General features: G+C 54.7%; 10 protein-coding genes, 2 tRNA genes, 1 rRNA gene and 1 pseudogene. 4 read left to right on the top strand and 10 right to left on the bottom strand.

All coding sequences use genetic code 11. The annotated features are described in order from the left end of the window. Positions 1-77: 77 nt before the first annotated feature. The 3 genes from AX755_RS00075 to dnaQ all read right to left on the bottom strand — a co-directional run bounded on the left by AX755_RS00075 (position 78) and on the right by dnaQ (position 14,643). Complete coding sequence (locus tag AX755_RS00075; RefSeq protein WP_062856065.1) at positions 78-13,226, bottom strand: Ig-like domain-containing protein; 13,149 nt, start codon at positions 13,224-13,226, stop codon at positions 78-80. Positions 13,227-13,704: 478 nt separating this feature from the next. Next, a tRNA-Asp gene (locus AX755_RS00070) sits at positions 13,705-13,781 on the bottom strand. 130 nt (positions 13,782-13,911) lie between these two features. Further along, the gene (gene dnaQ, locus AX755_RS00065) at positions 13,912-14,643 is read right to left on the bottom strand and encodes a DNA polymerase III subunit epsilon (RefSeq protein ID WP_013095690.1); all 732 of its coding nucleotides are present in this window, start codon (positions 14,641-14,643) and stop codon (positions 13,912-13,914) included. A gap of 64 nt (positions 14,644-14,707) precedes the next feature. Between dnaQ and rnhA the strand changes: the two genes are divergently transcribed. Further along, a complete protein-coding gene (gene rnhA / locus AX755_RS00060) occupies positions 14,708-15,175 on the top strand; it encodes a ribonuclease HI (RefSeq protein WP_013095689.1) in 468 nt (155 codons plus the stop codon). Here the strand turns inward: rnhA and AX755_RS00055 are convergent, their stop codons facing one another. Continuing rightward, positions 15,176-15,892, bottom strand: coding sequence for a class I SAM-dependent methyltransferase (locus AX755_RS00055; protein ID WP_013095688.1), 717 nt, complete (start codon positions 15,890-15,892; stop codon positions 15,176-15,178). Positions 15,893-15,924: 32 nt separating this feature from the next. Here AX755_RS00055 and gloB point away from each other — a divergent pair, with 32 nt between their 5' ends. Then, positions 15,925-16,683 carry a hydroxyacylglutathione hydrolase gene (gene gloB / locus AX755_RS00050; protein ID WP_062856064.1) on the top strand — a complete coding sequence of 253 codons (759 nt, stop codon included), beginning with the start codon at positions 15,925-15,927 and terminating at the stop codon, positions 16,681-16,683. Between the two features lie 68 nt (positions 16,684-16,751). Continuing rightward, a pseudogene (gene mltD / locus AX755_RS00045) lies at positions 16,752-18,102 on the top strand (murein transglycosylase D). 50 nt (positions 18,103-18,152) lie between these two features. On the opposite strand, the gene AX755_RS00040 reads toward mltD, so the two are convergent. The 3 genes from AX755_RS00040 to AX755_RS00030 form a co-directional block, all read right to left on the bottom strand. Next, positions 18,153-18,926 (bottom strand): class I SAM-dependent methyltransferase, encoded by a 774-nt coding sequence (locus AX755_RS00040; protein ID WP_062856063.1) that lies wholly within the window; start codon positions 18,924-18,926, stop codon positions 18,153-18,155. Between the two features lie 76 nt (positions 18,927-19,002). Continuing rightward, complete coding sequence (locus tag AX755_RS00035; protein ID WP_013095684.1) at positions 19,003-19,800, bottom strand: endonuclease/exonuclease/phosphatase family protein; 798 nt, start codon at positions 19,798-19,800, stop codon at positions 19,003-19,005. Between the two features lie 137 nt (positions 19,801-19,937). Continuing rightward, complete coding sequence (locus tag AX755_RS00030; RefSeq protein ID WP_029882849.1) at positions 19,938-21,113, bottom strand: MFS transporter; 1,176 nt, start codon at positions 21,111-21,113, stop codon at positions 19,938-19,940. Between the two features lie 104 nt (positions 21,114-21,217). On the opposite strand from AX755_RS00030, the gene yafC reads away from it, so the two are divergent. After that, on the top strand, positions 21,218-22,123 hold the full coding sequence (yafC, locus tag AX755_RS00025) for a DNA-binding transcriptional regulator YafC (protein ID WP_038982956.1): 906 nt from the start codon (positions 21,218-21,220) through the stop codon (positions 22,121-22,123). Between the two features lie 29 nt (positions 22,124-22,152). Here the strand turns inward: yafC and dkgB are convergent, their stop codons facing one another. The 3 genes from dkgB to rrf all read right to left on the bottom strand — a co-directional run bounded on the left by dkgB (position 22,153) and on the right by rrf (position 23,367). Continuing rightward, positions 22,153-22,956, bottom strand: coding sequence for a 2,5-didehydrogluconate reductase DkgB (gene dkgB, locus AX755_RS00020; RefSeq protein WP_062856062.1), 804 nt, complete (start codon positions 22,954-22,956; stop codon positions 22,153-22,155). Between the two features lie 163 nt (positions 22,957-23,119). Next, positions 23,120-23,196: transfer RNA gene (locus AX755_RS00015), tRNA-Asp, on the bottom strand. A gap of 55 nt (positions 23,197-23,251) precedes the next feature. After that, positions 23,252-23,367: ribosomal RNA gene (gene rrf / locus AX755_RS00010) — 5S ribosomal RNA — on the bottom strand. Positions 23,368-23,597 lie beyond the last annotated feature (230 nt).

The following is a 23,597-nucleotide window of genomic DNA, read 5'->3' as shown; positions in this document are numbered from 1 at the left end:
AGTGAATGACTGTGTAACAACGATTGGTAGATGCGTGCAGAAAGCCCGCCATCCGAAGATGGCGGGTATTTACTGGGTTACATCATGATTTGGTTATTCTGTAGCAGCGTCACCAAATCCGTTTGCACGTCAGCCAGCGTGACAACCTGCGTAAATCCATGCTGTCCGCCCTGACCGTCGATATCGACACTGATCACGGTGTCGTTACCTACCACATCTACTTTCAGGTAGTCCTCCAGACCTTTTGATTCCGCGTCCAGTTCCATCTTCCCGTTGTTCTCGAAGAAGGTTACCGGACCGCTGTAATCGACAAGGTCGCTGAGGTTGAGCGTATCGGCATCACCGTCTTTCTCCACGTTGCCCACTTTAAAGCCGTGAACCGTGTCGTGACCGTTGCCGCCGGTCGCATCGTTTTCCATCCCTTCCAGCACGTTGTACATCAATACATCGTTTCCACCGTTCATCAGGTAGAAGGTGTCATTTCCACCCTCTCCTGCAATCACGTTGCTAAACGAGTTATCCGTAATGGTGTCGTCCGTCTGGGTACCGACAATCTTCACGATGTCTTCCAGCTTACCGCCCGCAGAGGTGAATCCAGTCCACATGTTGACGGTTACCCCTTCGTTCAGTGCGCTGTAGTTCATCGTTGAGACATCCGGGCCTTTGATAACCAGCTGATGGTTAGCCAGCAGGGTTTCAAGGTCAACTTTGGTATCCGCGATGGTCAGCACCTGACTTGCGCCGAAACCGGAACCGCTGCCGTCACGGTCAATGCTCAGGATGGTGTCCTTACCGTTGTAGGTGACGGACAGATACTGAGCAATTGCATCACCCGCATCGATGGTAGCAACACCATTGATATAGTGCGCAGCACCGTCAGCATCACCTGCATAGCCGACCAACAGGCTGCTGATATCGATGATATCCGCTTTCCGGGTCGCTTCCACGGTACCGACAACAAAGCCATGGACCACATCGCTGCCATTACCGCCGGTGCCGTTGGTTCTACCATTCTCCTGGACCTGGTATTTCAACGTATCCTGACCACCGCCTTTCCCGTCATTGTCGAGATAGAAGGTGTCCGCACCCGCACGGCCTTCGAAGGAGTTGTTAGCCGCATTACCGGTAAAGGTGTCGTTTCCACTACCGCCAGCCAGACCTTCGACATTCACAAACTGTGCGCTACCGAAGCCCGTATTCTGCATACCGGTCTTATTCAGATCGATATTCAGAGGCGTGCTTCCCGCCAGTTTGTAGTCAACAATGTCCAGGCCACCGGTATTGTTCCACGACTTCACGCCGGAAACGGTTTCTGTACCACCTGCCCCGTTGTAGAGGTCATTGCCCAACGTTGCGAAGAAGGTGTCGTTATAACCCGTTCCCACGATACCTGTGGTATTGGTGCCACCCGATGCGCTGGCGTTTGCCACGTTATTTTCTGATTCGGTCGTCAGCACATACGCGTGGTTACCTTCCGCCGCGGTCAGGCCGCCCCAGGCCTTGTTCACATTCTGAACGGCCTTGCCGTCTACCGTAGCAACCCCACCAACGTTAGATACGGCTCCTCCCGTAGAACGCAGAATGACCGCGCTGTACGACTTGGTCGCATCCAGATTGTAGAAGTCCACGATAGCGGTACTGTCGTTCGTCTGGTTACCTGACTGGGCGTTGATGATCTGGGTGGAAACCACCTGACCAGTCGCTTCATCAATCAGCTGTACGGTGTTACCGAACAGGGTGTTGATGCCGCCTTCGTCAAGAATACGCAGATGAATCGACGTACCGTGCGCCACCTCGTTCTTGTTCTCGATGTAGGTTGTCGTGCCACCGCTGGTAAAGGCCAGCAGATCGCGATCGCCATCCCAGTCGACGTCAATCGCGATTGCGCCAGTCACCTGCTGAGCCGTAGACGAACCACCGATGGTGCTCTTACCGACCTGCGTTAACAGGTTGGAGGTCGTGAAGCTCGTGTTACCGTTCACCGAGGTGTTGGTATACAGGTTGATTGGCCCTGTCGCCGCCGCATCGTTGATACCGCCAGAGGAAGACTCCATACCCGGCAGCTCGATGACGTCCATCTTACCGTCGTGGTTCCAGTCCAGCGCCAGAGAGGCACCACCCGCCAACGTATCGTTGAAGGTATACATACCCGTCGGGTTGCCGATACCGTTATTGTCTCCATCATCGGACAGTAACTTGCCGTTGCCATCGTTGAAGTGAATACGGCTGGCATATTCCCCGGCGTTGTTGCCCGCACTCGAATCGGAGGTTGTGCTTTCGCTTCCTCGGCCCAGGAACAGGTCCAGATAACCATCGCCGTTGTAATCACCCCAGGTCATGGCCACACCGTTACCGATATCCGGGTCACTGTCGGAACCACGCTGGAAGACGTTGTCAACAATCTGCGTGACCTTCCAGTTGCCGTTGTTGGTACCGTTAACCACGACCAGACGCGCCTGGTTAGTACTGCGCGCAGCCGAACTGTCGGTCGCACCATTGGCATCGATACGCGAACCATCCGCAACGATGTTTTGACTGTGCATCACAAAGTCAACGATACCGTCGTTGTTGATGTCCACGCCGGACAGTTCCATATCCGGTTGCGACTGATCCAGACCAATTGGATCGTAGCCAGAATCTGCCGCATAGTCGGTCGCGAAGGTCCCGTCTTTGCTCATACCGACAACGGTACCATCGTTGTTCAGTACGATTTGCGAACCATAGCCACCGCGGATAGCACTGTCGTTAGGCGTCTGGTCACCGTTGATCATATCAACGTAACCGTCACCGTTCTTATCGATAGCAACAATACCGCCGTACCAGCTCCAGGTGTTCGCACTGCCGTCCGTGTTCGCATCACCGGCAAACTCGCCGGTCTGCGGAGCTCGTTCAAAGGCCCCCACCTGGTAGGCGGTATAGGTCGAACCGTTGTAGTAGAACATCTGCTGGCCGTCGTCATAGTTACTGTCAACGGTAAACAGATCCATCATGCCATCGCGGTTATAGTCGATGAATGTGGCGTTCTGCACATAGTTGTTCGAGCTGTAGCCCGTGCCGGAGTTACTCTGCAAGCGGGTTGTAGAGAAATCGCCCAGAGAAGACGACGACGTTGCCGTCGAATCCAGCATGGTCTGGTTAGAGTGAATACGCCATACGCCGTCTTCACTCAGGGTTACGGAGGTCGCTTTCTGATCCGGATCGCCGCCACCTGCACCGACACTCACCTTCGGTGTTGGAGAAACGACCAGCTCGTTCGACGAATCATCCGCCGCGATCTGCACACCTGCAGCGTCGAACAGCACAGCCTTAACGTCATATGTCCCCACGTTCAGCGCATCAGCATCCGGGATTTGTACATACCAGGTGTTGTTACGCATATCGACCACAACCTGCCCGTTCTGGGAGCTGTAGGTCTTACCGTTTACGGTGACTTCAACGTATTCACCCTGCTGGATCTCAAAGCCCGTAGAGCCAGAAACGATTGGCGTTGTGTCCAGCGTATCCTGCTTATTCACGAGGAGATTCAGGTCGACAGTGATCGCAAAGTCACTGGACGGCGTCCCTTCGTTGCCGACGTTATCCGCCACAACCGCACGGAAGGTGTGGGTCATGTTGTCATCCAGCGGCGGCAGCTCGAAGCTCCAGGTGCCATCAGAGTTAACCGTCGCGGTGCCCAGCATGGTGTTGTTGCTCACATCATAGATGCGAACTTCATCCCCGGCTTCCAGCGGCGTGCCCGTTACCTTACCGTTCAGGACAGGCTGACGGTCATCCGTCGAGGTGTTGCCCGGCATGTTACCCGTTACCAGACCCACATCATCGGTGTAGCTGGTGATGCTCACGGTCTGAGTCGGCGCGTCCTGATCGATGGTCAGCGCGAACTCAGCAGAAGGCGCTGATTCGTTGCCCGCCGCGTCCACTGCCACAACAGTAAACTTGTAGGTATTGGCATTGACCAACCCATTTACGGCCATCGTCCAGGTATGGTTAGCGCGATCCAGCACGGCCAGGCCGAGCAGAATGCCATCCTGATAAACACGGATAGACTCTGTGGTTTCAAGATCGCCGCTCCAGCTACCCTGCAGGATCGGGGACGTATCGTCAGTACTGGTACCGCTACCCAGGATCAGGCCGGTATTCGTACCCACATCATCGTGATAGCCATCGATTGACAGGGCAACCGTAGACCCCTGCGTATCAACCGTGATGTTCACCACACCTGTTGGTGCGCTGGTGTTACCCGCTTTATCCGTAACGGTTGTCGTGAAGGCGTGATCGCCATCCGCCAATGCCGTACCTGGCGTCCAGTCCCAGTTGCCAGTGCTGTCAACCGTGGTGCTGCCAATGACTTTGCCGCCATCAAGGATGTTGACCGTACTTCCCGCCTCAGCTTTACCGCTAAAGGTAGGTTTATTGTCATCGGTCACATCACCGTCTTGCAGATTACCCGTAATCGGTGACACATCATCCGCGATCAGGATATCCGTGGCAGGATTTGGGGCTGTTGCATCAACATCAATGCTATAGACCTGGCTCTTCTCACTTTCCTGACCGGCCGTGTTGGTCACCGTCACAGTAAAGTGATAGCTGCCATCTGCCAGTGCCGTACCCGGCGTGAAGCTCCAGTGACCATTCGCATCCAATGTTGTGGTGCCCACAACCTGGCTGCCGTTGTAGATTGTAACGGTATTACCCGCAACGCCGGACGCCGTACCGTGCAGTGTCGGTGTGGTGTCTTTGGTCAGGCCGCCATTACTCAGCTCGACGTTTGCGCTGCCCGCATCATCCGTAATGCCATCAATCACAGGCATACCCGGCGCAGAGGACAACGTGACATCGTAGCTCGTAGACGGTTTCGCGGTGTTACCCGTCGTATCCGTTTCCGTTACGGTCAGTTTGTTCAGGTCGGCATACAGCGCATCCGATACCGTCAGCGTCCATGTACCATTGGCATCGACCTTCGTCGTACCCAGTACTTTCGTCACGCCGCTGGCATCCGTGGTGTAAACGGTAATCACGTTACCGATTTCAGCCCCGGTACCTTTAATGACAGGACGACTGTCATCCAGTACACCGCCGCTTTCCACTTTACCGGTGACGCTGCCATAGTTATCGATCACTTCCGTGATCGCCACTTTGCTCTCATCCGGCGCGGTGTAGTCGGTGGTCAGAATAAAGTCCGCAGACTTGTCACTGACGTTGCCGGCTTCATCCGTGGCCGTCACGTAGAAGGTGTTTTTGCCTTCCGGTAACTTGCTGCCCGGTTTGAAGTTCCATGCACCGTTGCTGTTCGCGGTGACTGAACCCAGCAGGGTGCCGTCAACGGTGTAAATATTGACGGTGCTGCCCGCTTCAGCCGTACCGTGCAGGATTGGCTGCGGATCGTCAGTGACATCGTTGCTGTTCAGATCGTCCTTGACCGTCCCCACCTGATCTTCCGCGTAATCGATACTCGGACGGTTCGGTGCTTTACTGTCAATTTCGAAGCTGAAGGTGCTGGAGGTATCCTCTTTACCCGTCAGATCTTTCGCGGTTGCCGTAATGTTATGTACGCCATCGCCCAGATCGCTGGTAGGCGTAAATACCCAGGTGCCACTGGCATCGGCCTTGACGCTGCCCAACACCACGTTGCCATCCATGATGGTGACAGTGCTGCCTGCTTTCGCCTTACCGCTGATTTCCGGACGCGCGTCGTCAGTGACGTCGTTCGCCTTCAGTTCACCCGTGACGCTGCCTTTATCATCCATTACGCGGACGATGGTGACCGGAACGCTGGAGGTATCAAGCGTGACGGTAACACCGGCATTTTCAGCTCCCAGGTTGCCTGCTGAATCTTCAGCACGCGCGGTGAAGGTGTATTCTCCATCCACCAGAGAACCGGTGGTGTAAGTCCAGTTACCGTTCGCGTCTGCAACCGCAGTACCGTTTTCCTGGCCGTTCACATAGATGTGAACAACGCTGCCTGGCTCTGCTTTACCGCTGATCGTCGGTGTCGCATCGTCAGTGGTATCGCCATTGGACAATGTACCGGTCTTCGGACCTTCGTTATCGCTCACGATAAAGCCTGTGACCTCACCCGGCGCGCTGGTATCTACCGTGATTGGGAAGCCGCCAGTCTGCGGGCTTACCTGGCCAATGTCGTTAATCGCTTCCGCAACAAACGTATGAACGCCGTCCGCCAGTTTCGGCGTATTGAAGCTCCATTTGCCCTGGGTATCGGCCTTGGTTTCACCCAGCAGAGTGGTACCGTTCGGGCCACCATAAATGCGAACCGTGACACCGGCTTCAGCCGTACCCGTCAACAACAGGGTGTTGTCGTTGGTTGTCGCATCCTTTTGTAATGGGCCGGTATGCGGCGCAACATCATCTTCTACACTGCTCAGGGTCGGTGGCAGCGGCTGACCGCCTGCATCGATCTGAATAATGTATTCCGGTGATGCCGCCGTGGTGTTACCCACGCTGTCGGTCTCTTTCACCGTCAGGTTGTACGTCCCGTCAGGCAGGGCTTTCGTGACCTGAAGTTCCCAGGTGCCGTCAGCCTGTACTTTCGCGGTGCCGATCACCTTGTCGCCGTTATAGACGGTGATGGTGTTGCCCGGCTCTGCGCCCGTACCCTTGATCAACGGCGTGTTATCGTCCGTCTTACCACCCGAAGCAATCGATCCGGTGACGGAACCAAAATCATCCACCACATCGGTAATGCTCACTTTGCTCACGTCCGGGGCGGTGAAGTCCAGGGTCAGGACGAAGTCGTCCGATGCCACACTGGTGTTACCCGCCTTGTCGGTGGCCGTCACGTGGAAGCGGTGCTCGCCTTCCGGCAGTTTCGCCACCGGCGAGAAGCTCCAGGTGCCGTCAGCTTTCGCCGTCACTTCGCCCAGCAGGCCGTTCTGATCGTAGATCTTCACGGTGCTGCCCGCTTCCGCCTTACCGCTCAGGGTCGGGGTCGGATCGTCGGTGGTGCCGCCGTTCGCCAGGTTACCCTGCACGCTGCCCACGTCGTCCAGCGCCGCGTCGATGGTCGGTTTCACCGGTGCATCGGTGTCGATGGTCACGGTCCAGCTGCTGCTGCTCGACTCATTGCCCATCGGGTCCTTCGCCGTGGCGGTGAAGGTGTGGTCGCCGCGGCCCAGGTCCACGCTCGGCGTGAAGCTCCAGGTGCCGTCCGCGCCCGCGGTGGTGGTGCCCAGCACGTTGCTGCCGTCCATGATGGTCACGGTGCTGCCCGCCTTCGCCGTGCCGCTGATTTGCGGACGGGTGTCGTCGGTGAGCGCGCCCTGCGACAGGCTGCCGGTCACGCTGCCGGTGTCGTCGGTCACGGCGGTGATTTCCACCTTGCCCGGGACCACGTCAACGGTGATGACCACGTGCGAGCCTTCCGGCCCGGTGTTGCCCGACGGATCGGTGACGGTGGTGGTCAGGTCGTGTGCGCCGTTCGCCAGCGGCTGGTCCGGGGTGTAGCTCCAGGTGCCGTCCGGGTTCACCTTCGCGGTGCCGATGACCTGGCCGTTGTCGATGATGTTCACCGTGCTGCCCGGCTCGGCCCTGCCGCTCAGGGTCGGGGTGTTGTCATCGGTGGTGTCGCCGCTCACGACCGGGCCCTGGTAGGCGCCGACGTTGTCGGTGACCAGCAGGTCAGAGGCCGCGTCCGGGGCTTTTGTATCGATAACGATACTGAAGCCGCCGGTTGGCTCACTGGTACGGCCCACGCCGTCGGTGACGGTGGCGGTGAAGTTATGGCTGCCGTCTGCCAGCGCCGTATCCGGCGTGAAGCTCCAGCTGCCGTTGCCGGCCACGGAGGTGGTGCCAATCAGACGACCGTTGTCGTAGATACTGATGGTACCGCCCGCCACGCCGCTGCTGCCGCTCAGGGTCGGGGTGGTGTCGTTGGTGACATCGCCCTTCTGCAGGTAGTCCGCATGCGGGGCCACGTCGTCATAGACGGTATCCAGCGTCGGTGCCTGCGGCGGTACGGTAGCCACGTTGATGATGTACTCACCGGACGGACCGGAGACGTTGCCCACGCCGTCGGTCTCTTTCGCCGTCAGGGTGTACTTCCCGTCCGGCAGCGGCGTGGTCGGTTCGAGGGACCAGGTGCCGTCGGCCTGCACTTTCGCGGTGCCAATGACCTTGTCGCCGTTGTACACGGTGATGGTGTTGCCCGGCTCTGCGCCCGTCCCCTTGATCAGCGGACGGTTGTCGTCGGTTTCCCCGCCGGAGGCAATCACGCCTGCGTTGTTCACGTCGTCGTAGACTTCGGTGATCGCCACTTTGCTGGCGTCAGGCGCGGTGTAGTCGGTGATCAGCACAAAATCATCTGATTCCGGACCCGTGTTACCGGCCTTATCGGTTGCGGTAGTGGTGATATGGTGCTCACCCTCTGGCAGCGCGGTGGTTGGCGTAAATTGCCAGCCGCCATTTTCGTCCACCATGGTAGAACCAATCAGCTCCCCGTTATCATAGATATCGACACGGCTGCCCGGCTCTGCGGAACCTTTAAAGGTTGGGTTCGCATCATCGGTGGTGCTGCCGCTGCTCAGATCGCCACGGCTGGAGCCGACGTCATCAGTCGCAACACCAATTACCGGTTTTTCCGGTGCCACGGTATCGACAGAGATATCAAAGGACGGAGAGGTCACGTCGTTTCCGGCCGGGTCTTTGGAAATCACGGTCAGGCTGTGATCGCCATCGGCCAGATCCTGTTCAGGAGTGAAGGTCCAGTTGCCGTCCGGATCCACCACGGTGGAGCCCAGTACATCGTCGCCATCCATGATGGTTACGGTGCTGCCCGGCTTACCTTTACCGCTCAGTTCAGGACGTGCGTCATCGGTCACGGTGCCTGGCTTCAGGTTGCCCACGATCGGCCCCTGATCATCCACCACTTCACCCACGGTCACCTGGTTTGGATCCGGATCGACGGTGAAGGAGATCCCCGGCGACGGTTCACTGGTGTTGCCAGACGGATCGGTCACGGTAGTGGTGATCTCATGATCGCCTTTAGCCAGAGGCTTGTCTGGCGTATAGGACCATTTACCTTCGTCATCAACGATGACGGAACCGATCTTCTCGTCGTTATCGTAGATGTCCACCACGCTGCCCGGCTCGGCTTCGCCGCTCAGGGTCGGGGACTGATCGTCGGTGGTGTCGCCTGGACCTACAGGCCCCTGCTTGTCGCCCACGTTATCATTGATAACGATATTTTCTGCCGGAGACGGTGCCGCAGTATCGATCACGATCGGGAAGCTGCCGCTGGTGCGCGCGTTGCCCGCTGCGTCAGTCGCCGTGACGGTGAAGGTGTGCTGACCATCCGCCAGCGCGGTATCCGGGGTGAACGACCACTTACCGCTGCTGTCCGCCTTGACGGTGCCAATCACTTTCCCGTTGTCAAGGATAGACACAACGTCGCCCGGTGCAGCGCTGCCGCTCAGGGTTGGGGTGGTGTCGTTGGTGGTTTCGCCTTTCTGCATTGGGCCGACGTGCGGCTCGGCATTGTCCACAACGCTGTTGATGGACGGCTCGGTGCTGACCGGGATCAGAACGGTAATGTCGTAAGACGGTGCTTCACCCACTACGCGGTTGCCTACTGCGTCCTGGGTTTCCAGCGTCAGCTGATTAAGCCCTTCCACCAGCGGTGTATCGAGCGCCAGCGTCCAGGTGCCTTCACTGTTGACCACGGCTGAGCCCAGCAGATGTTTGCCGTTAGCATCCGTGCTGTAAACAAAGACGGTGCTTCCCGCTTCACCAATACCATTGATCACCGGTTTGCTGTCATCGGTGATTTCACCGCTGGCCACGTTACCCTGACGGCCGCCGACATCATCCATTACGGACGTAATGTTCAGTACATCGCTGCTTGCCACTGGTGGGGTGTAGTCGGTCACCAGCACAAAATCATCCGATTCCGGACCGGTGTTGCCCGCTTCATCCGTTGCGGTGGTGGTGATATGGTGCTCACCTTCTGGCAGAGGTGTAGTTGGCGTGAACTGCCAGGCCCCGTTATCGTCCGCAATCGTCGAACCAATATGCTCACCGTTGTCATAAATATCGACACGGCTGCCCGGCTCTGCAGAGCCGTTGAAGGTTGGGTTTGCGTCGTCGGTGGTACCACCGTTGCTCAGATCGCCACGAATTGTTCCTACATCATCCGTTGCGGATCCCAGTACAGGTTTTTCCGGGGCGGTCGCATCAACGGTAATATCAAAGGACGGAGAGGTCACCTCGTTTCCGGCCGGGTCTTTGGAAATCACGGTCAGGCGGTGATCGCCATCGGCCAGATCCTGTTCAGGAGTGAAGGTCCAGTTGCCGTCCGGATCCACCACGGTGGAGCCCAGTACATCGTCGCCATCCATGATGGTCACGGTGCTGCCTGGCTTACCTTTACCGCTCAGTTCAGGGCGGACATCATCAGTCACGGTGCCTGGCTTCAGGTTGCCCACGATCGGGCCCTGGTCATCCACCACTTCACCCACGGTCACCTGGTTTGGATCCGGATCGACGGTGAAGGAGATCCCCGGCGACGGCTCACTGGTGTTGCCTGACGGATCGGTCACGGTAGTGGTGATCTCATGATCGCCTTTAGCCAGAGGCGTGTCTGGCGTATAGGACCATTTACCTTCGTCATCAACGATGACGGAACCGATCTTCTCGTCGTTATCATAGATGTCCACCACGCTGCCCGGCTCAGCTTCGCCGCTCAGGGTCGGGGACTGATCGTCGGTGGTGTCGCCTGGACCTACCGGCCCCTGCTTGTCGCCCACGTTATCATTGATAACGATATTTTCTGCCGGAGACGGTGCCGCAGTGTCGATCACGATCGGGAAGGTGCCGCTGGTGCGCGCGTTGCCCGCTGCGTCAGTCGCCGTGACGGTGAAGGTGTGCTTGCCATCCGCCAGCGCGGTATCCGGGGTGAACGCCCACTTCCCGTTGCTGTCCGCCTCGACGGTACCAATCACTTTCCCGTTGTCGAGGATAGACACAATGTCGCCCGGTGCAGCGCTGCCGCTCAGGGTTGGGGTGGTGTCGTTGGTGGATTCGCCTTTCTGCATTGGACCGACGTGCGGCTCGGCGTTGTCCACAACGCTGTTGATGGACGGTGCAGTACTCACCGGGATCAGCAGATTGATGTCGTAAGACGGCGCTTCACCGGCAACGCGGTTGCCCGCCGGGTCCTGCGTCTCCAGGGTCAGCTTGTTCAGGCCTTCCGTCAGTGGGGTTTCTGGTGTCAGGCTCCAGGTGCCATCACTGCCTACTACCGCTGTGCCAATCAGGTGTTTGCCGGAAGAGTCGGTGGTGTAGACAAAGACGGTGTTCCCGGCTTCACCGATACCACTGATGAGCGGTTTGCTGTCATCGGTGATGTCACCGCTGGCTACATTGCCCTGACGATCGCCTACGTCATCCGCAACGGCGGTAATATTCAGAACATTTGCTGAAGCATCAGGCGCGGTAGTGTCAACTTCAAACTCCAGCGCTTCCGAGGGGTCGCTGGTATTGCCCGCCTTATCCGTCTGCGTAACGGTGATGCTGTGATCGCCTTCACCCAGCGGTTTCTCTGGTTTCAGCGTCCAGTTGCCTTTATCGTCAATAACGGTTGTGCCAAGCACCTCGTCACCATCATAAATGGTCACGGTGTCGCCCGGTTCGCCTTTACCGCTGAATACCGGACGGGTTTCATCCGTGACGTCACCGCCTTTCAGCTGGCCCGTAATCGGCCCGGTATTATCCTGGGCATCGGCCATATCCGGTTTGGCTGGCGGCGTGGTATCCACAATAATCTGAATCGGATCGGAAGGATCGCCTTCATTGCCGAGCGGATCTTCCTCAACGACCACGACATTATGTTCACCCTCGGCAAGTTCATCCTTAGGTGTAAATGACCATTTACCTTCGTCGTCGACGATAACCGAGCCGATCTCTTTATCATTGTCTTTGATAATGATGGTATTGCCCGGTGTTCCCTCTCCACTGAAAGAAGGCTGACTGTCATCCGTCACATCGCCCGGTTTGAGCGGACCGGTTACCGGACCGGTATTGTCAATCACCTCAGGCGTTTCTGCTTTTCCCGGAGATTCAGTCAATACAATAAAATCACGCTCATCAGACGGTTCGCTGACGTTACCCGCTTTATCCGTCTGGCTGACCGTGATGCTGTGGCTACCGTCAGTGAGGTTCTCGGAAGGTTTGAAATACCAACGGCCATCCTCGTTAACGGTGGTTTCGCCGATCTTTTTACCGTTATCGTAAATCGCGACTGTTGCGCCAGCTTCACCGGTGCCGCTCATTTCCGGTTGAGGATCGTCGGTGTAAGCATCATCATGAATTTCACCGGTGGTTTTACCCACTTTGTCCATGATGTGTTCAATCGTCGGCGCTTTTGGCGCAACCGTATCAACAACGATGACAATCGGGTCTGATGGAGGACTCGCGTTGCCGTCAGGATCTTTTTCCACGACGGTCAGCTCGTGCTCACCTTCACCCAGTGGCTTATCAGGCGTATAGCTCCACTCGCCTTCATCATCGACGATAACGGAGCCGATCTCTTTGTCGTTATCGTAGATATGGATGGTATCACCAGGCTTACCTTTACCGGTCAGCGTCGGCGTTGAGTCATCGGTCGTATCACCTGATTTTAACGGGCCTTTGATTGAGCCTTCATCATCCATTGTGGTGCCGATGCTCGGCTTATCAGGCGTGGAGTGGTTATCGCCGTCGTCCTTGTCCATCTCAGACAGCGCGAAAGCAGCCCCTACACCCGCCGCCGCCAGTGCAAACCATCCCAGCATGCCAAACAGCATGTCGTTGTCGTCATCCGGTGCCGTCAGAAGAGGCCCACCCGCGCCTAACGGTTCTCCGCCTAACGCCACAGGAGACATGCTGCCGTCAGCCATCAGATAGCCGGTGTCGTAGCTTTCGCCCGACAGAGGAACATAGGCGTAGAGTAATCCATCTTCCGCCATGCCCATCAGCACCGGGTTGTTAGGATCACCATTGAAGTAATCTTCAATAATTATGCTTGGCTGTGTATCGCCTTCCTGGATAATGTGCAGAGCCTTGTCTACGCGCTGCAGCGTAATATTTTCTGGAGCGAAGTCGTCGTTAATATTCTTCAATAAATATTTATTGCCGGGGATAAGTTTTACCTTAACCGTCCGGCCTGCATCTGCGGTCAACAACCGAGTTTTTCCGTCTCCGTTATTGACCGCTAAAATGACTTTATTGTCCGTCATACTTAAAGTCCTTGGTGAATTTCACTCACTAAATTGTGGATATATAAACTTTTTTGTTGATACACCCTGAACTACCTTACGTTGAAACCTTTCTGAGATAATTCATGTCCACAGGGTTCATCGACATGATGCTTAAAACTATCATGTCTGACCTCTTTATATGGGTAGGAAAAAACCACGCAACGCTCTACGCCGCATTAGGAATAGTTGACATCAAACAGCTATTAATGAAAGAACAAGGAAGGAGGAGGAAAAGAATAATTAACGGTTAAGAACTTACACGAAAAGAATAATAAATCAAATTGATTATTTTAATAAAAATAACAGAATGCGATTTTTAATTAAAAATCAATTAAACAGGAACTCAGCCATTCACCGCGTGACGACAGCAACGGGCCGGGTAGACGAGAGAAATTCAGGATTGAGGAAACGCAGAAATGAAAAAGGCCCACGTTATAAATAACGTGGGCCTGAATAGTGGCGGAACGGACGGGACTCGAACCCGCGACCCCCTGCGTGACAGGCAGGTATTCTAACCGACTGAACTACCGCTCCGCTGTGTTCCCTTGGGAACGAGGCGCATATTACGGTTTGCCTCTGAACTCGTCAACGCTTTTTCTCACGTTTTGAATCGTTTGCTGCAAAAATCACCCGAACGGTGATTTTACAGGCGTTCTGGCATGCCTTACGCACGCCACATACAGCTTCCGCCCTTCTTCTGGACCAGATCCAGACGAGATTCGTGGTTGAGAAGCTCTTCATCACTCGCTAAAACAACCCGCAAGCGGCTGGCCTGGCGAACAACACGCTGAATTCCCGCTTCGCCCTGCGTCTGCTGAGATTCATTCTCCATGCTGAACTTCATTGACGTTTGACCGCCGGTCATCGCCAGATAGACATCCGCCAGGATCTGGGCATCGAGCAATGCCCCGTGCAGCGTTCGCTTGGTGTTGTCTATTTCATAACGTGAACAGAGCGCATCGAGGCTGTTACGCTTGCCGGGGAACATCTTCCTGGCCAGCGCCAGGCTGTCAGTGACCTTGCAGAAGGTGTTCGTTTTGGGGATATCGCGCTGGAGTTTACTAAACTCGTAGTCCATAAAGCCGATATCGAACGAGGCGTTGTGAATGACGAGCTCTGCGCCTTTGATGTAGTCCAGAAATTCGTCCGCCACCTCCGCGAAGGTCGGTTTATCCAGCAAGAACTCATCGGCAATACCATGAACGCCGAACGCTTCGGGATCCACCAGCCGATCGGGTTTGAGATAGACGTGGAAGTTGTTCCCCGTCAGACGACGGTTCACCACTTCAACAGCACCGATCTCAATGATCTTGTGCCCTTCGTAGTGCGCGCCGATCTGGTTCATACCGGTGGTTTCGGTATCAAGAACAATCTGGCGAGTAATTGCAGTGCTCATAGCGGTCATTTATGTCAGACTTATCGTTTAACTGAACGTTTCAAATACAGGAAGTCTACCAGAGATGCGTAAACAGGTAGAAATTTTCACCGATGGATCTTGTCTCGGTAACCCAGGGCCTGGCGGCTATGGCGCGATTATGCGCTATCGTCAGCACGAAAAAACTTTTAGTGAAGGGTATTTCCTGACCACCAACAACCGCATGGAGTTGATGGCGGCCATCGTGGCGCTGGAAGCCTTAAAAGAACATTGTGACGTGGTGCTCAGTACCGACAGCCAGTACGTGCGCCAGGGGATCACCCAGTGGATCCACAACTGGAAAAAACGCGGCTGGAAGACGGCAGATAAGAAGCCCGTCAAGAATGTCGATCTCTGGAAACGGCTGGATGCGGCGCTGGGCCAGCATAATATTAAGTGGGAATGGGTAAAAGGCCATGCCGGCCACCCGGAAAACGAGCGCTGCGATGAACTGGCGCGGACGGCGGCCGCTAACCCGGCACATGAGGACGCAGGCTATCAGCCTGAATCCTGATTACGGTTTTCTGTACTGCCGCGTGGCCCCCACCGTCTGGCGGATCGGCGTTTTGGTTTTGCTCTGCTTCATCGGGTTAAGCGTCAGGGGAATGGTTCGCTTACGCGCAACGATAAACTGCATGCAGCCTAATGCGGGCAAATGGGTACTCAGCAAAACGCCCCCTTTTCTGGCCCAGGGCAGTACCTGAAATCCGCCGTAGCTGAGCACTTCAAAATTCAGCAGCGAAAGCCAGTCCAGCTGGCGCATCATGGTGAACATCCGGCTGTTATAAGGGGGAGTGCGGCGTAATACGGGCACCAGCTTACGCAGCCCCATCAGGCTCAGCGGATTAAACCCGCTTATCACCAGCCAGCCGTCATCTATCAGCACGCGATCGGCTTCACGCAGCATGCGATGAGGATCGCTGCACCAGGGTATCGTATGCGCCAGCAGGCACGCATCAACCGACTTTTCCGCAAACGGCAGATGTAAAGGGTCTGCCTTCACCTGAACGGGCGATCCGCCGAGAGAGACATGGACCTGATGTGAGATAGCGCAGCTTTCGGTATTGATTTCCGCGCTGAGATTGCCAATCTTAAGCAGGTGAAAGCCATACATTTTCGCGAGCCAGGGCTTAAGCTGTAGTTCTAATGCTTCGCGATAGTATTCACCCCAGGGCAATTCCGCCCAACGTTCCGGTGCTGCGACAGTCTGAGGTATCCTTGCCGGTTTCATCAAAACACCCGCCACGCTATAAGAGGTAATGTATGAATCTTATCAGTATTCCTGCCTTTGAGGACAATTACATCTGGGTTTTAGTCGATGACGCGCGTCGATGCGTCATTGTCGACCCCGGAGAGGCCGCCCCGGTTCTGCAGGCAATAAAAGAGAACGGCTGGCAGCCTGAAGCCATCCTCCTGACCCACCATCACCACGATCATACCGGCGGTGTGCCTGAGCTGCGCGCCAGGTTCCCGCATCTGGTGGTTTACGGACCGGCAGAGGCACAAGATAAGGGAATCACGCAAGTAGTCGAAGAAGGCAAAAATATCCTCATACGTGAGTGGGAGTTTTCCGTATTTGCTACACCAGGTCACACTTTGGGACATCTGTGTTTCTACAGCAAACCTTATCTGTTTTGTGGCGATACGCTGTTTTCTGGCGGCTGTGGCAGACTGTTTGAAGGCACGCCAACCCAGATGTATCAATCTTTACAAAAAATTAATGCCCTGCCTGACGATACTGTAATTTGTTGCGCGCATGAGTATACATTAGGAAATATGAAGTTTTCTGCCAGCATTTTACCTCAGGATCGTGCGATTCAGGATTACTATCAGAAAGTGAAGGAGTTACGTGCAAAAAACCAAAAAACACTACCCGTAATTCTGAAAAACGAGCGTAAAATTAATTTATTTCTTAGAACAGATGACATTGATTTAATTAATAAAATTAACCAAGAAACAAAATTGCAACAACCAGAACAGCGATTTGCATGGTTAAGGTCAAAGAAAGATAACTTCAGATAATTGCGGGTTGCCTTTTCAAAATTTCGCCGTTATCATCGCTCGTCTTTTAAGCAACTATTGACACACACATGAAGGCAAAAGCGATCTTACTCGCCTCTGTCCTGCTTGTTGGTTGCCAGTCGCAGAACGGCAGCAACGTACAACAGCACGCACAGAGCCTTTCTGCAGCTGGTCAAGGGGAAGCAGGGAAGTTTACAAGCTCAGCGCGTTGGTTGGACGATGGGACATCTTTCGCGCAGGATCAAAACTTGTGGACCTCTATTGGCGACGAGCTAAAGATGGGAATTCCGGAAAACAGCCGGATTCGCGAACAGAAACAGAAGTATTTAAGAAATAAGAGCTATCTCCACGATGTAACGTTACGGGCAGAGCCGTATATGTACTGGATAGCCGGGCAAGTTAAGAAACGTAACATGCCTATGGAGCTTAGTGGAGAGCGCTTTTGACCCACACGCGACGTCTGGTGCCAATGCCGCAGGTATTTGGCAGATCATTCCGAGCACGGGGCGAAATTACGGTTTGAAACAGACCCGTAACTATGATGCGCGTCGCGATGTTGTCGCTTCCACGACAGCCGCTCTCGACATGATGCAACGTCTGAACAAGATGTTTGACGGCGACTGGTTGTTAACGGTTGCGGCGTATAATAGTGGCGAAGGTCGTGTACTGAAGGCAATGAAAGCGAATAAAGAACGGGGTAAATCCACCGATTTTTGGTCGCTCTCACTGCCACAGGAAACGAAGATTTACGTACCGAAGATGCTGGCATTGAGTGATATTCTCAAAAACAGCAAGCGTTACGGTGTACAACTGCCAACACCAGACGAAAGTCGTGCACTGGCGCGCGTTCGCCTCAGCAACCCGGTTGATATTCAACAGGTTGCCGATATGACGGGTATGTCGGTAAGTAAACTGAAAACCTTTAACGCGGGTGTTAAAGGCTCAACGCTGGGGGCGAGTGGCCCACAGTATGTGATGGTTCCGCAGAAACATGCTGAACAGTTACGTGAGTCTTTAGCGTCTGGTGAAATTGCCGCCGTTCAGTCAACGCTGATTGCGGATGCATCATCACTCAACAGCCGCAGCTATAAGGTTCGTAGCGGTGATACGCTTTCGGGCATTGCATCACGTCTTGGCGTGACAGCAAAAGATCTGCAACAGTGGAATAACCTGCGCAGCTCAGGCCTGAGAGTGGGTCAGACACTGACGGTGGGTGCGGGTAGCAGCGCACAGCGTCTCGCCAATAACAGCGATAGCATTACCTATCGCGTGCGTAAAGGCGATTCACTGTCCAGTATCGCAAAACGACACGGCGTGAACATTAAGGATGTGATGCGCTGGAATAATGATACTGACAATCTGCAACCAGGCGACCAGCTGACACTGTTTGTGAAAAACAGCGCCACGCCAGACTCCTGATTACACGATACAAAGATAAAAAGGCACCGATTCCCCTCGGTGCTTTTTTTTTACTTCGCTTTTTGCGCTTCAACCATGATGGTATCGCTGGTAAACGAACCGTCATCCTGCAATTCAAAGTAGGCCTTCACCTCTGAGGAAGCACTGTCCTGATACAACCGTATGGCCTGGCTTAACGCGTCCGGGGTGCGCATACGGGCGATCCACGAACTAAATTCCAGCGGTAAGCGATCGGTTATCAGTGAACGTGAAATTAAACCGGCCTCAGTAATAAACGTTAACCACTCCCCACTGGAATAATCCTGCACGTGCGAGGTGTCACGCAGCGCTTCAACCGTCTGCAGCCAGATGTTCCGTACAGGGTGACCCGGGGACATGACGTCCATAATGATGACGGAACCACCCGGCTTCAGCACGCGTTTGACTTCCCGTAATGCCTGGCCGACATCATGCCAGTGGTGCGCGGAGTAACGGCTGATCACAACGTCAAACGACGCCTCTTCGAAAGGTAAGGATTCGGCATAGCCCTGGCGCGTATCGACATTGTTGAGCCCTTTGGCTTTTGCCGCCTCCGCCACTACCTCCAGCATCTGGCTGGATAAATCATACGCCGTAACCTGAGCCACATGCTGCGCTGCAGTAAAGCTGGCATGCCCTGCTCCGCAGCCTAAATCCAGCACCGTCGCCTGCGGAAACGCCGAGAGACGCTCGCCGAGACGCACCAGATCGCTGCCAGAAGCATGTACGGCGCTGGTCAGATAGGCGCTTGCCTGGGAACCAAACTGTTTTTCGACGTTGTCGTGATGAGAGTGTGTTGTTGTCATTGTACTGTCCTTGCGTTGGTTAAAGTAAAGGGCAGCACTCAACCGGCCTGCCCCACGGCAGACCTGACTCACCGTGTTAATCAGGTTTGCCGGGACTGAATTCCACTAGTAGCGGGTTGTGATCGGAGGCGCGAGTGACCAGAACAGAGGCATCATGCACGCTCAAACCACGATAGAAAACGAAATCGAGAGGACGACCGAACGCTTTCTTGCGCTGGTCATCACTAAAACGAACTTCACGCAGCGACATCTCCCGCGCAAAGCGATACAGCGCGTTCATGCGTGGACGGCTCCAGGCATTGAAATCCCCGGCCATAATAATAGGCCCACTGTGATGGGCTATCTGGTCACCAATAGGAAGTAACTGCTTACTATACACATCCACGCCCAGACTGAAGTTTACCGCATGGATGTTCACGACCATCAGCAGCCGCGTGTCAGGCAGTGGGTAGACCGTCACCAGCGCCGATTTTGCCAGTCGCAGGATAGGCTCGCGTTCGCGCAGCGGGCAGCAGTAAACCGGATGCGCGGCAGAAAGGGTCATCACGCCAGAGGGATGTTGCGGCAATACAAATGCGGGCACCTGGTCGGCGGCGAGATAGTTAGTGGTCGCAAACCTTACCAGCTCAGGCGTGGTTTGCGCCTCCTGCAGCAGAACCAGATGGGCATCTTTACCAAAGTTCTTGAGGACGGATAACCAATCCGCGCGCTGCTGTTTAAAGATATTCCATACCAGCACCCGAATTTTTTCATCGCTGCTTAACGGTGTACCGGCAGGTAATGCCTGGCTGATGCTCGCAAACGACCCGGGAGGCAAGATCCTCTCCGCGGGCATTCCGGCAACATAACGCATGGCATAGGTATTTTTTCGCACTTTTGGAAACAACCTCTGTAACATGAACCAGCCCGGAAAACGGACTGGTTCTAATGTTATAGGGATTTTAGGTCACACTTTCAACGCAATTACTGAGAAACCTCTTTCCAGTTTTGTAAGCAAGCACTTACTGAGATTTAACCAAGCGCTACGCGAGAGGGTTTATCAAGGCGTCCGCTCAGACCAATCAGCAGGAAGGCAACGAGCACAATAACGGCACCAATCCACGGGGTTTGGGTTAATCCAAAGTGCTCCACCGTCTGCCCGCCAACGATGGAACCGATCGCGATACCGATGTTGAAGGCGGCAATGTTCAGACCAGAAGCCACGTCCACCGCATTTGGCGTATAGCGTTCGGCTTTTTGTACCACGTAGACCTGCAGGCCGGGTACATTACCAAAGGCAAAGATGCCCATGACCAGTACCGTTACCAGTGCGGCGTACTGAATCGATGCCGTGAACTGGAAGAGCATCAGCAGAATCACCAGTGCCGCGAAGATAAACTTAAGCGCTGGTACAGCACCATGCTTATCCGCGAGCTTACCTCCCCAGATGTTGCCAATCGCCACAGAGATACCGTACCCCAGTAAAATCCAGCTTACCGCTGCAGGAGAGAAGCCGGCCAGATCCTGCATCATTGGAGCGAGGAATGTGAATGCCGTGAACACGCCGCCGTAGCCCAGCGCCGTAACGGCATAGATGAGCAGCAAACGAGGATGTGTGAGCACCTTAATCTGATCGCTCAGTCTTGCACTTGTACGGCCGGGAATATTCGACGGTACCAGCAGCAGACTGGCCACCAGTGCAATCACGCCCAGTAAAGAAACGGCGAGGAAGGTTTCACGCCACCCGAAATGTTGCCCGATGAACGTCCCTAATGGTACGCCGGTGACCAGTGCGACGGTCAATCCGCCAAACATAATGGCAATGGCTGATGCGGCTTTCTCTTTGGGTACCAGGCTGGTTGCAATGGTGGAGCCAATCGAGAAGAACACCCCATGAGCAAGGCCAGTCAGCAGGCGGGCAATGACCAGCGTCGTGTAGTCCGGCGCCTGCCAGGCCAGTATATTGCCGGCCGTGAAGAGCACCATCAGCGCGACCAGCAGTTGCTTACGCGGGAATCGCCCGGTTAACGCCGTCAGGACGGGCGCGCCGACAGCGACACCCAAAGCATAGATGGAGACCAACAGCCCGGCTGAAGGTAATGAGATAGCAAGCTGGTTAGCGATGGTAGGAACCAGTCCTACGATAACAAATTCGGTCGTGCCAATTGCAAAGGCACTGATCGTCAGGGCAAGTAGCGCCAGTGGCATAAAATACTCCGTATCATCAGGATTAAGATGACAGGCAGTATGCGCCAGTGGTTAAATAACAAAAATGGTCAAAATATCAATAGAATTTTGCAGGTGGTGCAACAATGAAAGCAACCTCGGAAGAGCTGACAATCTTTGTCGCCGTCGTCGAAAGTGGCAGTTTTAGCCGCGCGGCAGAGCAGTTAGGGCAGGCAAACTCTGCTGTAAGCCGCTCGGTGAAAAAGCTTGAGATGAAGCTTGGGGTGAGTCTTCTCAACCGCACGACGCGGCAGTTGAGCCTGACGGAAGAAGGTGAACGGTACTTCCGCCGGGTGCAGTCTGTCTTACAGGAGATGGCTGCAGCAGAGACCGAGATCATGGAAACGCGCAGCACACCACGTGGGCTATTGCGTATTGATGCGGCCACACCGGTGGTTCTGCACTTTCTGATGCCGCTGATTAAACCTTTCCGTGAACGCTATCCGGAGATGACGCTCTCTTTGGTCTCCTCCGAGACCTTTATCAATCTTATCGAACGTAAAGTCGATGTGGCGATCCGGGCGGGAACCCTGACGGACTCAAGCCTGCGCGCGCGTCCTCTGTTTGCCAGCTACCGTAAAATCATCGCCTCACCACAATACATCGCTGAACACGGCAAACCTGAAACCGTTGAAGAGCTGAAGCAGCATCTTTGTCTGGGTTTCACCGAGCCGGTATCACTGAATACCTGGCCTGTCGCCTGCCCTGACGGTCAGTTGCATGAGATCACCTGCGGGTTGTCGTCCAACAGCGGGGAAACGCTGAAGCAGCTGTGTCTTGAAGGAAACGGGATCGCCTGTTTGTCTGATTACATGATTGATAAAGAAATTGCGCGCGGTGAGCTCGTGGAGTTAATGGCGGACAAGCGTCTGCCGGTAGAGATGCCCTTCAGTGCGGTTTACTACAGTGACAGAGCGGTGAGCACGCGTATCCGTGCCTTTATCGACTTTCTGAGCGAGCATATAAAAACAGCTCCCGAAGGAGCTGTGTGAGGGTTAAGCGTACAGAGGGTAGGTCAATATTAATCCCAGTCTGGCGCTAAACCTTCAGGGCTCACCAGGCGATCGTTGCACTCCAGGGCAGCGATCGCTTTTTTGTCTTCTTCATCCAGCTGGAGATCCACAGCTAACAGGTTGCTGGCCAGGTTTTCACGCTTCGTTGAAGATGGAATAACGGCATAACCTTCGCCCATCGCCCAGGCCAGGATCACCTGTGCAGCCGTTGCGTTATGTTTATTTGCAATACGTGCAATGACCTCATCTTTCAGCGCCTTACCGTATGCCAGCGTCATGTAAGAAGTGATGTGAATCCCGTGCTGTTTGGCCCACGCCACCACATTGCGGTTTTGCAGATAAGGAGAGAGCTCAATCTGGTTGGTCGCAATGTTCTCTGCGCCAACGGCAGCGATGGCTTTTTCCATCAGCGGAATGGTGAAGTTCGAAATACCAATTTGACGGGTTAAGCCCTGCTTTTTCGCTTCCAGCAATGCATGCATGAATTCTTCTACAGAAACGGCATCATTCGGAGATGGCCAGTGGATCAGGGTCAGATCGACATAGTCAGTACGCAGCTTCTTCAGGCTCTCTTTCAGGCTTGGGATCAGCTTGTCTTTACTGAGGTTCTCGATCCAGATTTTGGTGGTGATAAACAGTTCGTTACGCGGTACACCGCTTTCTTCAATCGCCTGGCCAACCGCAGCTTCATTTTCATAAATCTGCGCGGTATCAATTGCGCGATAGCCAAGCTCAAGGGCGGTTTTGACCGATGCGATAACAACGTCGTCTTTCAGGCGGAAAGTGCCCAGGCCTAATGCAGGGATAGTCATGTCATTCCTCGTTATTCGTAATGTTCGTTAACTGAGGAAGATTATCGCTGCTGGCGTTATGCTGAAAAAGGTCGTAAAACGCAGAGGATTTTTGCTGATTTAGCAATAATTGGGAAGCAGATAAGAAAAAAGCCCTGAGCGTTAACTCAGGGCTTTTAATAAGTGGCGGAACGGACGGGACTCGAACCCGCGACCCCCTGCGTGACAGGCAGGTATTCTAACCGACTGAACTACCGCTCCACCGAAGACTGCTGTAACCACCGGATTTATGCACCGGCTTACTACTTAATTTGATGCCTGGCAGTTCCCTACTCTCACATGGGGAGACCCCACACTACCATCGGCGCTACGGCGTTTCACTTCTGAGTTCGGCATGGGGTCAGGTGGGACCACCGCGCTACAGCCGCCAGGCAAATTCCTGTGCTCTGTCCTGTGTCTTTTGGGCTGATACTGCGTTGGCTGCTCTCGTAAAGTCAGTCACATACCTCAGTATGCTCCTTCCTTTCCTTCGCTTGCCGCCTTGTCTCAGCGCAAAATCCTTCGGACTCTGAATCAAAGCTGAAAATCTGTCTCTCTTCGCCAAAACATCTTCGGCGTTGTAAGGTTAAGCCTCACGGTTCATTAGTATCGGTTAGCTCAAC

Source organism: Enterobacter sp. SENG-6 (assembly GCF_001605945.1).
GTDB classification, from domain to species: Bacteria; Pseudomonadota; Gammaproteobacteria; order Enterobacterales; family Enterobacteriaceae; genus Enterobacter; species Enterobacter cloacae.
Note: the sequence above shows the minus strand (reverse complement) of the source record. Positions and strands in the feature narration are given on the sequence as shown.

What these genes read in the sequence shown, in the direction of transcription:
- dkgB (WP_062856062.1), bottom strand. Translation starts at nt 22,956, where the DNA reads ATGACTATCCCTGCATTAGGCCTGGGCACTTTCCGCCTGAAAGACGAC.
- dnaQ (WP_013095690.1), bottom strand. Translation starts at nt 14,643, where the DNA reads ATGAGCACTGCAATTACTCGCCAGATTGTTCTTGATACCGAAACCACC.
- gloB (WP_062856064.1), top strand. Translation starts at nt 15,925, where the DNA reads ATGAATCTTATCAGTATTCCTGCCTTTGAGGACAATTACATCTGGGTT.
- AX755_RS00055 (WP_013095688.1), bottom strand. Translation starts at nt 15,892, where the DNA reads ATGAAACCGGCAAGGATACCTCAGACTGTCGCAGCACCGGAACGTTGG.
- AX755_RS00030 (WP_029882849.1), bottom strand. Translation starts at nt 21,113, where the DNA reads ATGCCACTGGCGCTACTTGCCCTGACGATCAGTGCCTTTGCAATTGGC.
- AX755_RS00040 (WP_062856063.1), bottom strand. Translation starts at nt 18,926, where the DNA reads ATGACAACAACACACTCTCATCACGACAACGTCGAAAAACAGTTTGGT.
- yafC (WP_038982956.1), top strand. Translation starts at nt 21,218, where the DNA reads ATGAAAGCAACCTCGGAAGAGCTGACAATCTTTGTCGCCGTCGTCGAA.
- rnhA (WP_013095689.1), top strand. Translation starts at nt 14,708, where the DNA reads ATGCGTAAACAGGTAGAAATTTTCACCGATGGATCTTGTCTCGGTAAC.
- AX755_RS00075 (WP_062856065.1), bottom strand. Translation starts at nt 13,226, where the DNA reads ATGACGGACAATAAAGTCATTTTAGCGGTCAATAACGGAGACGGAAAA.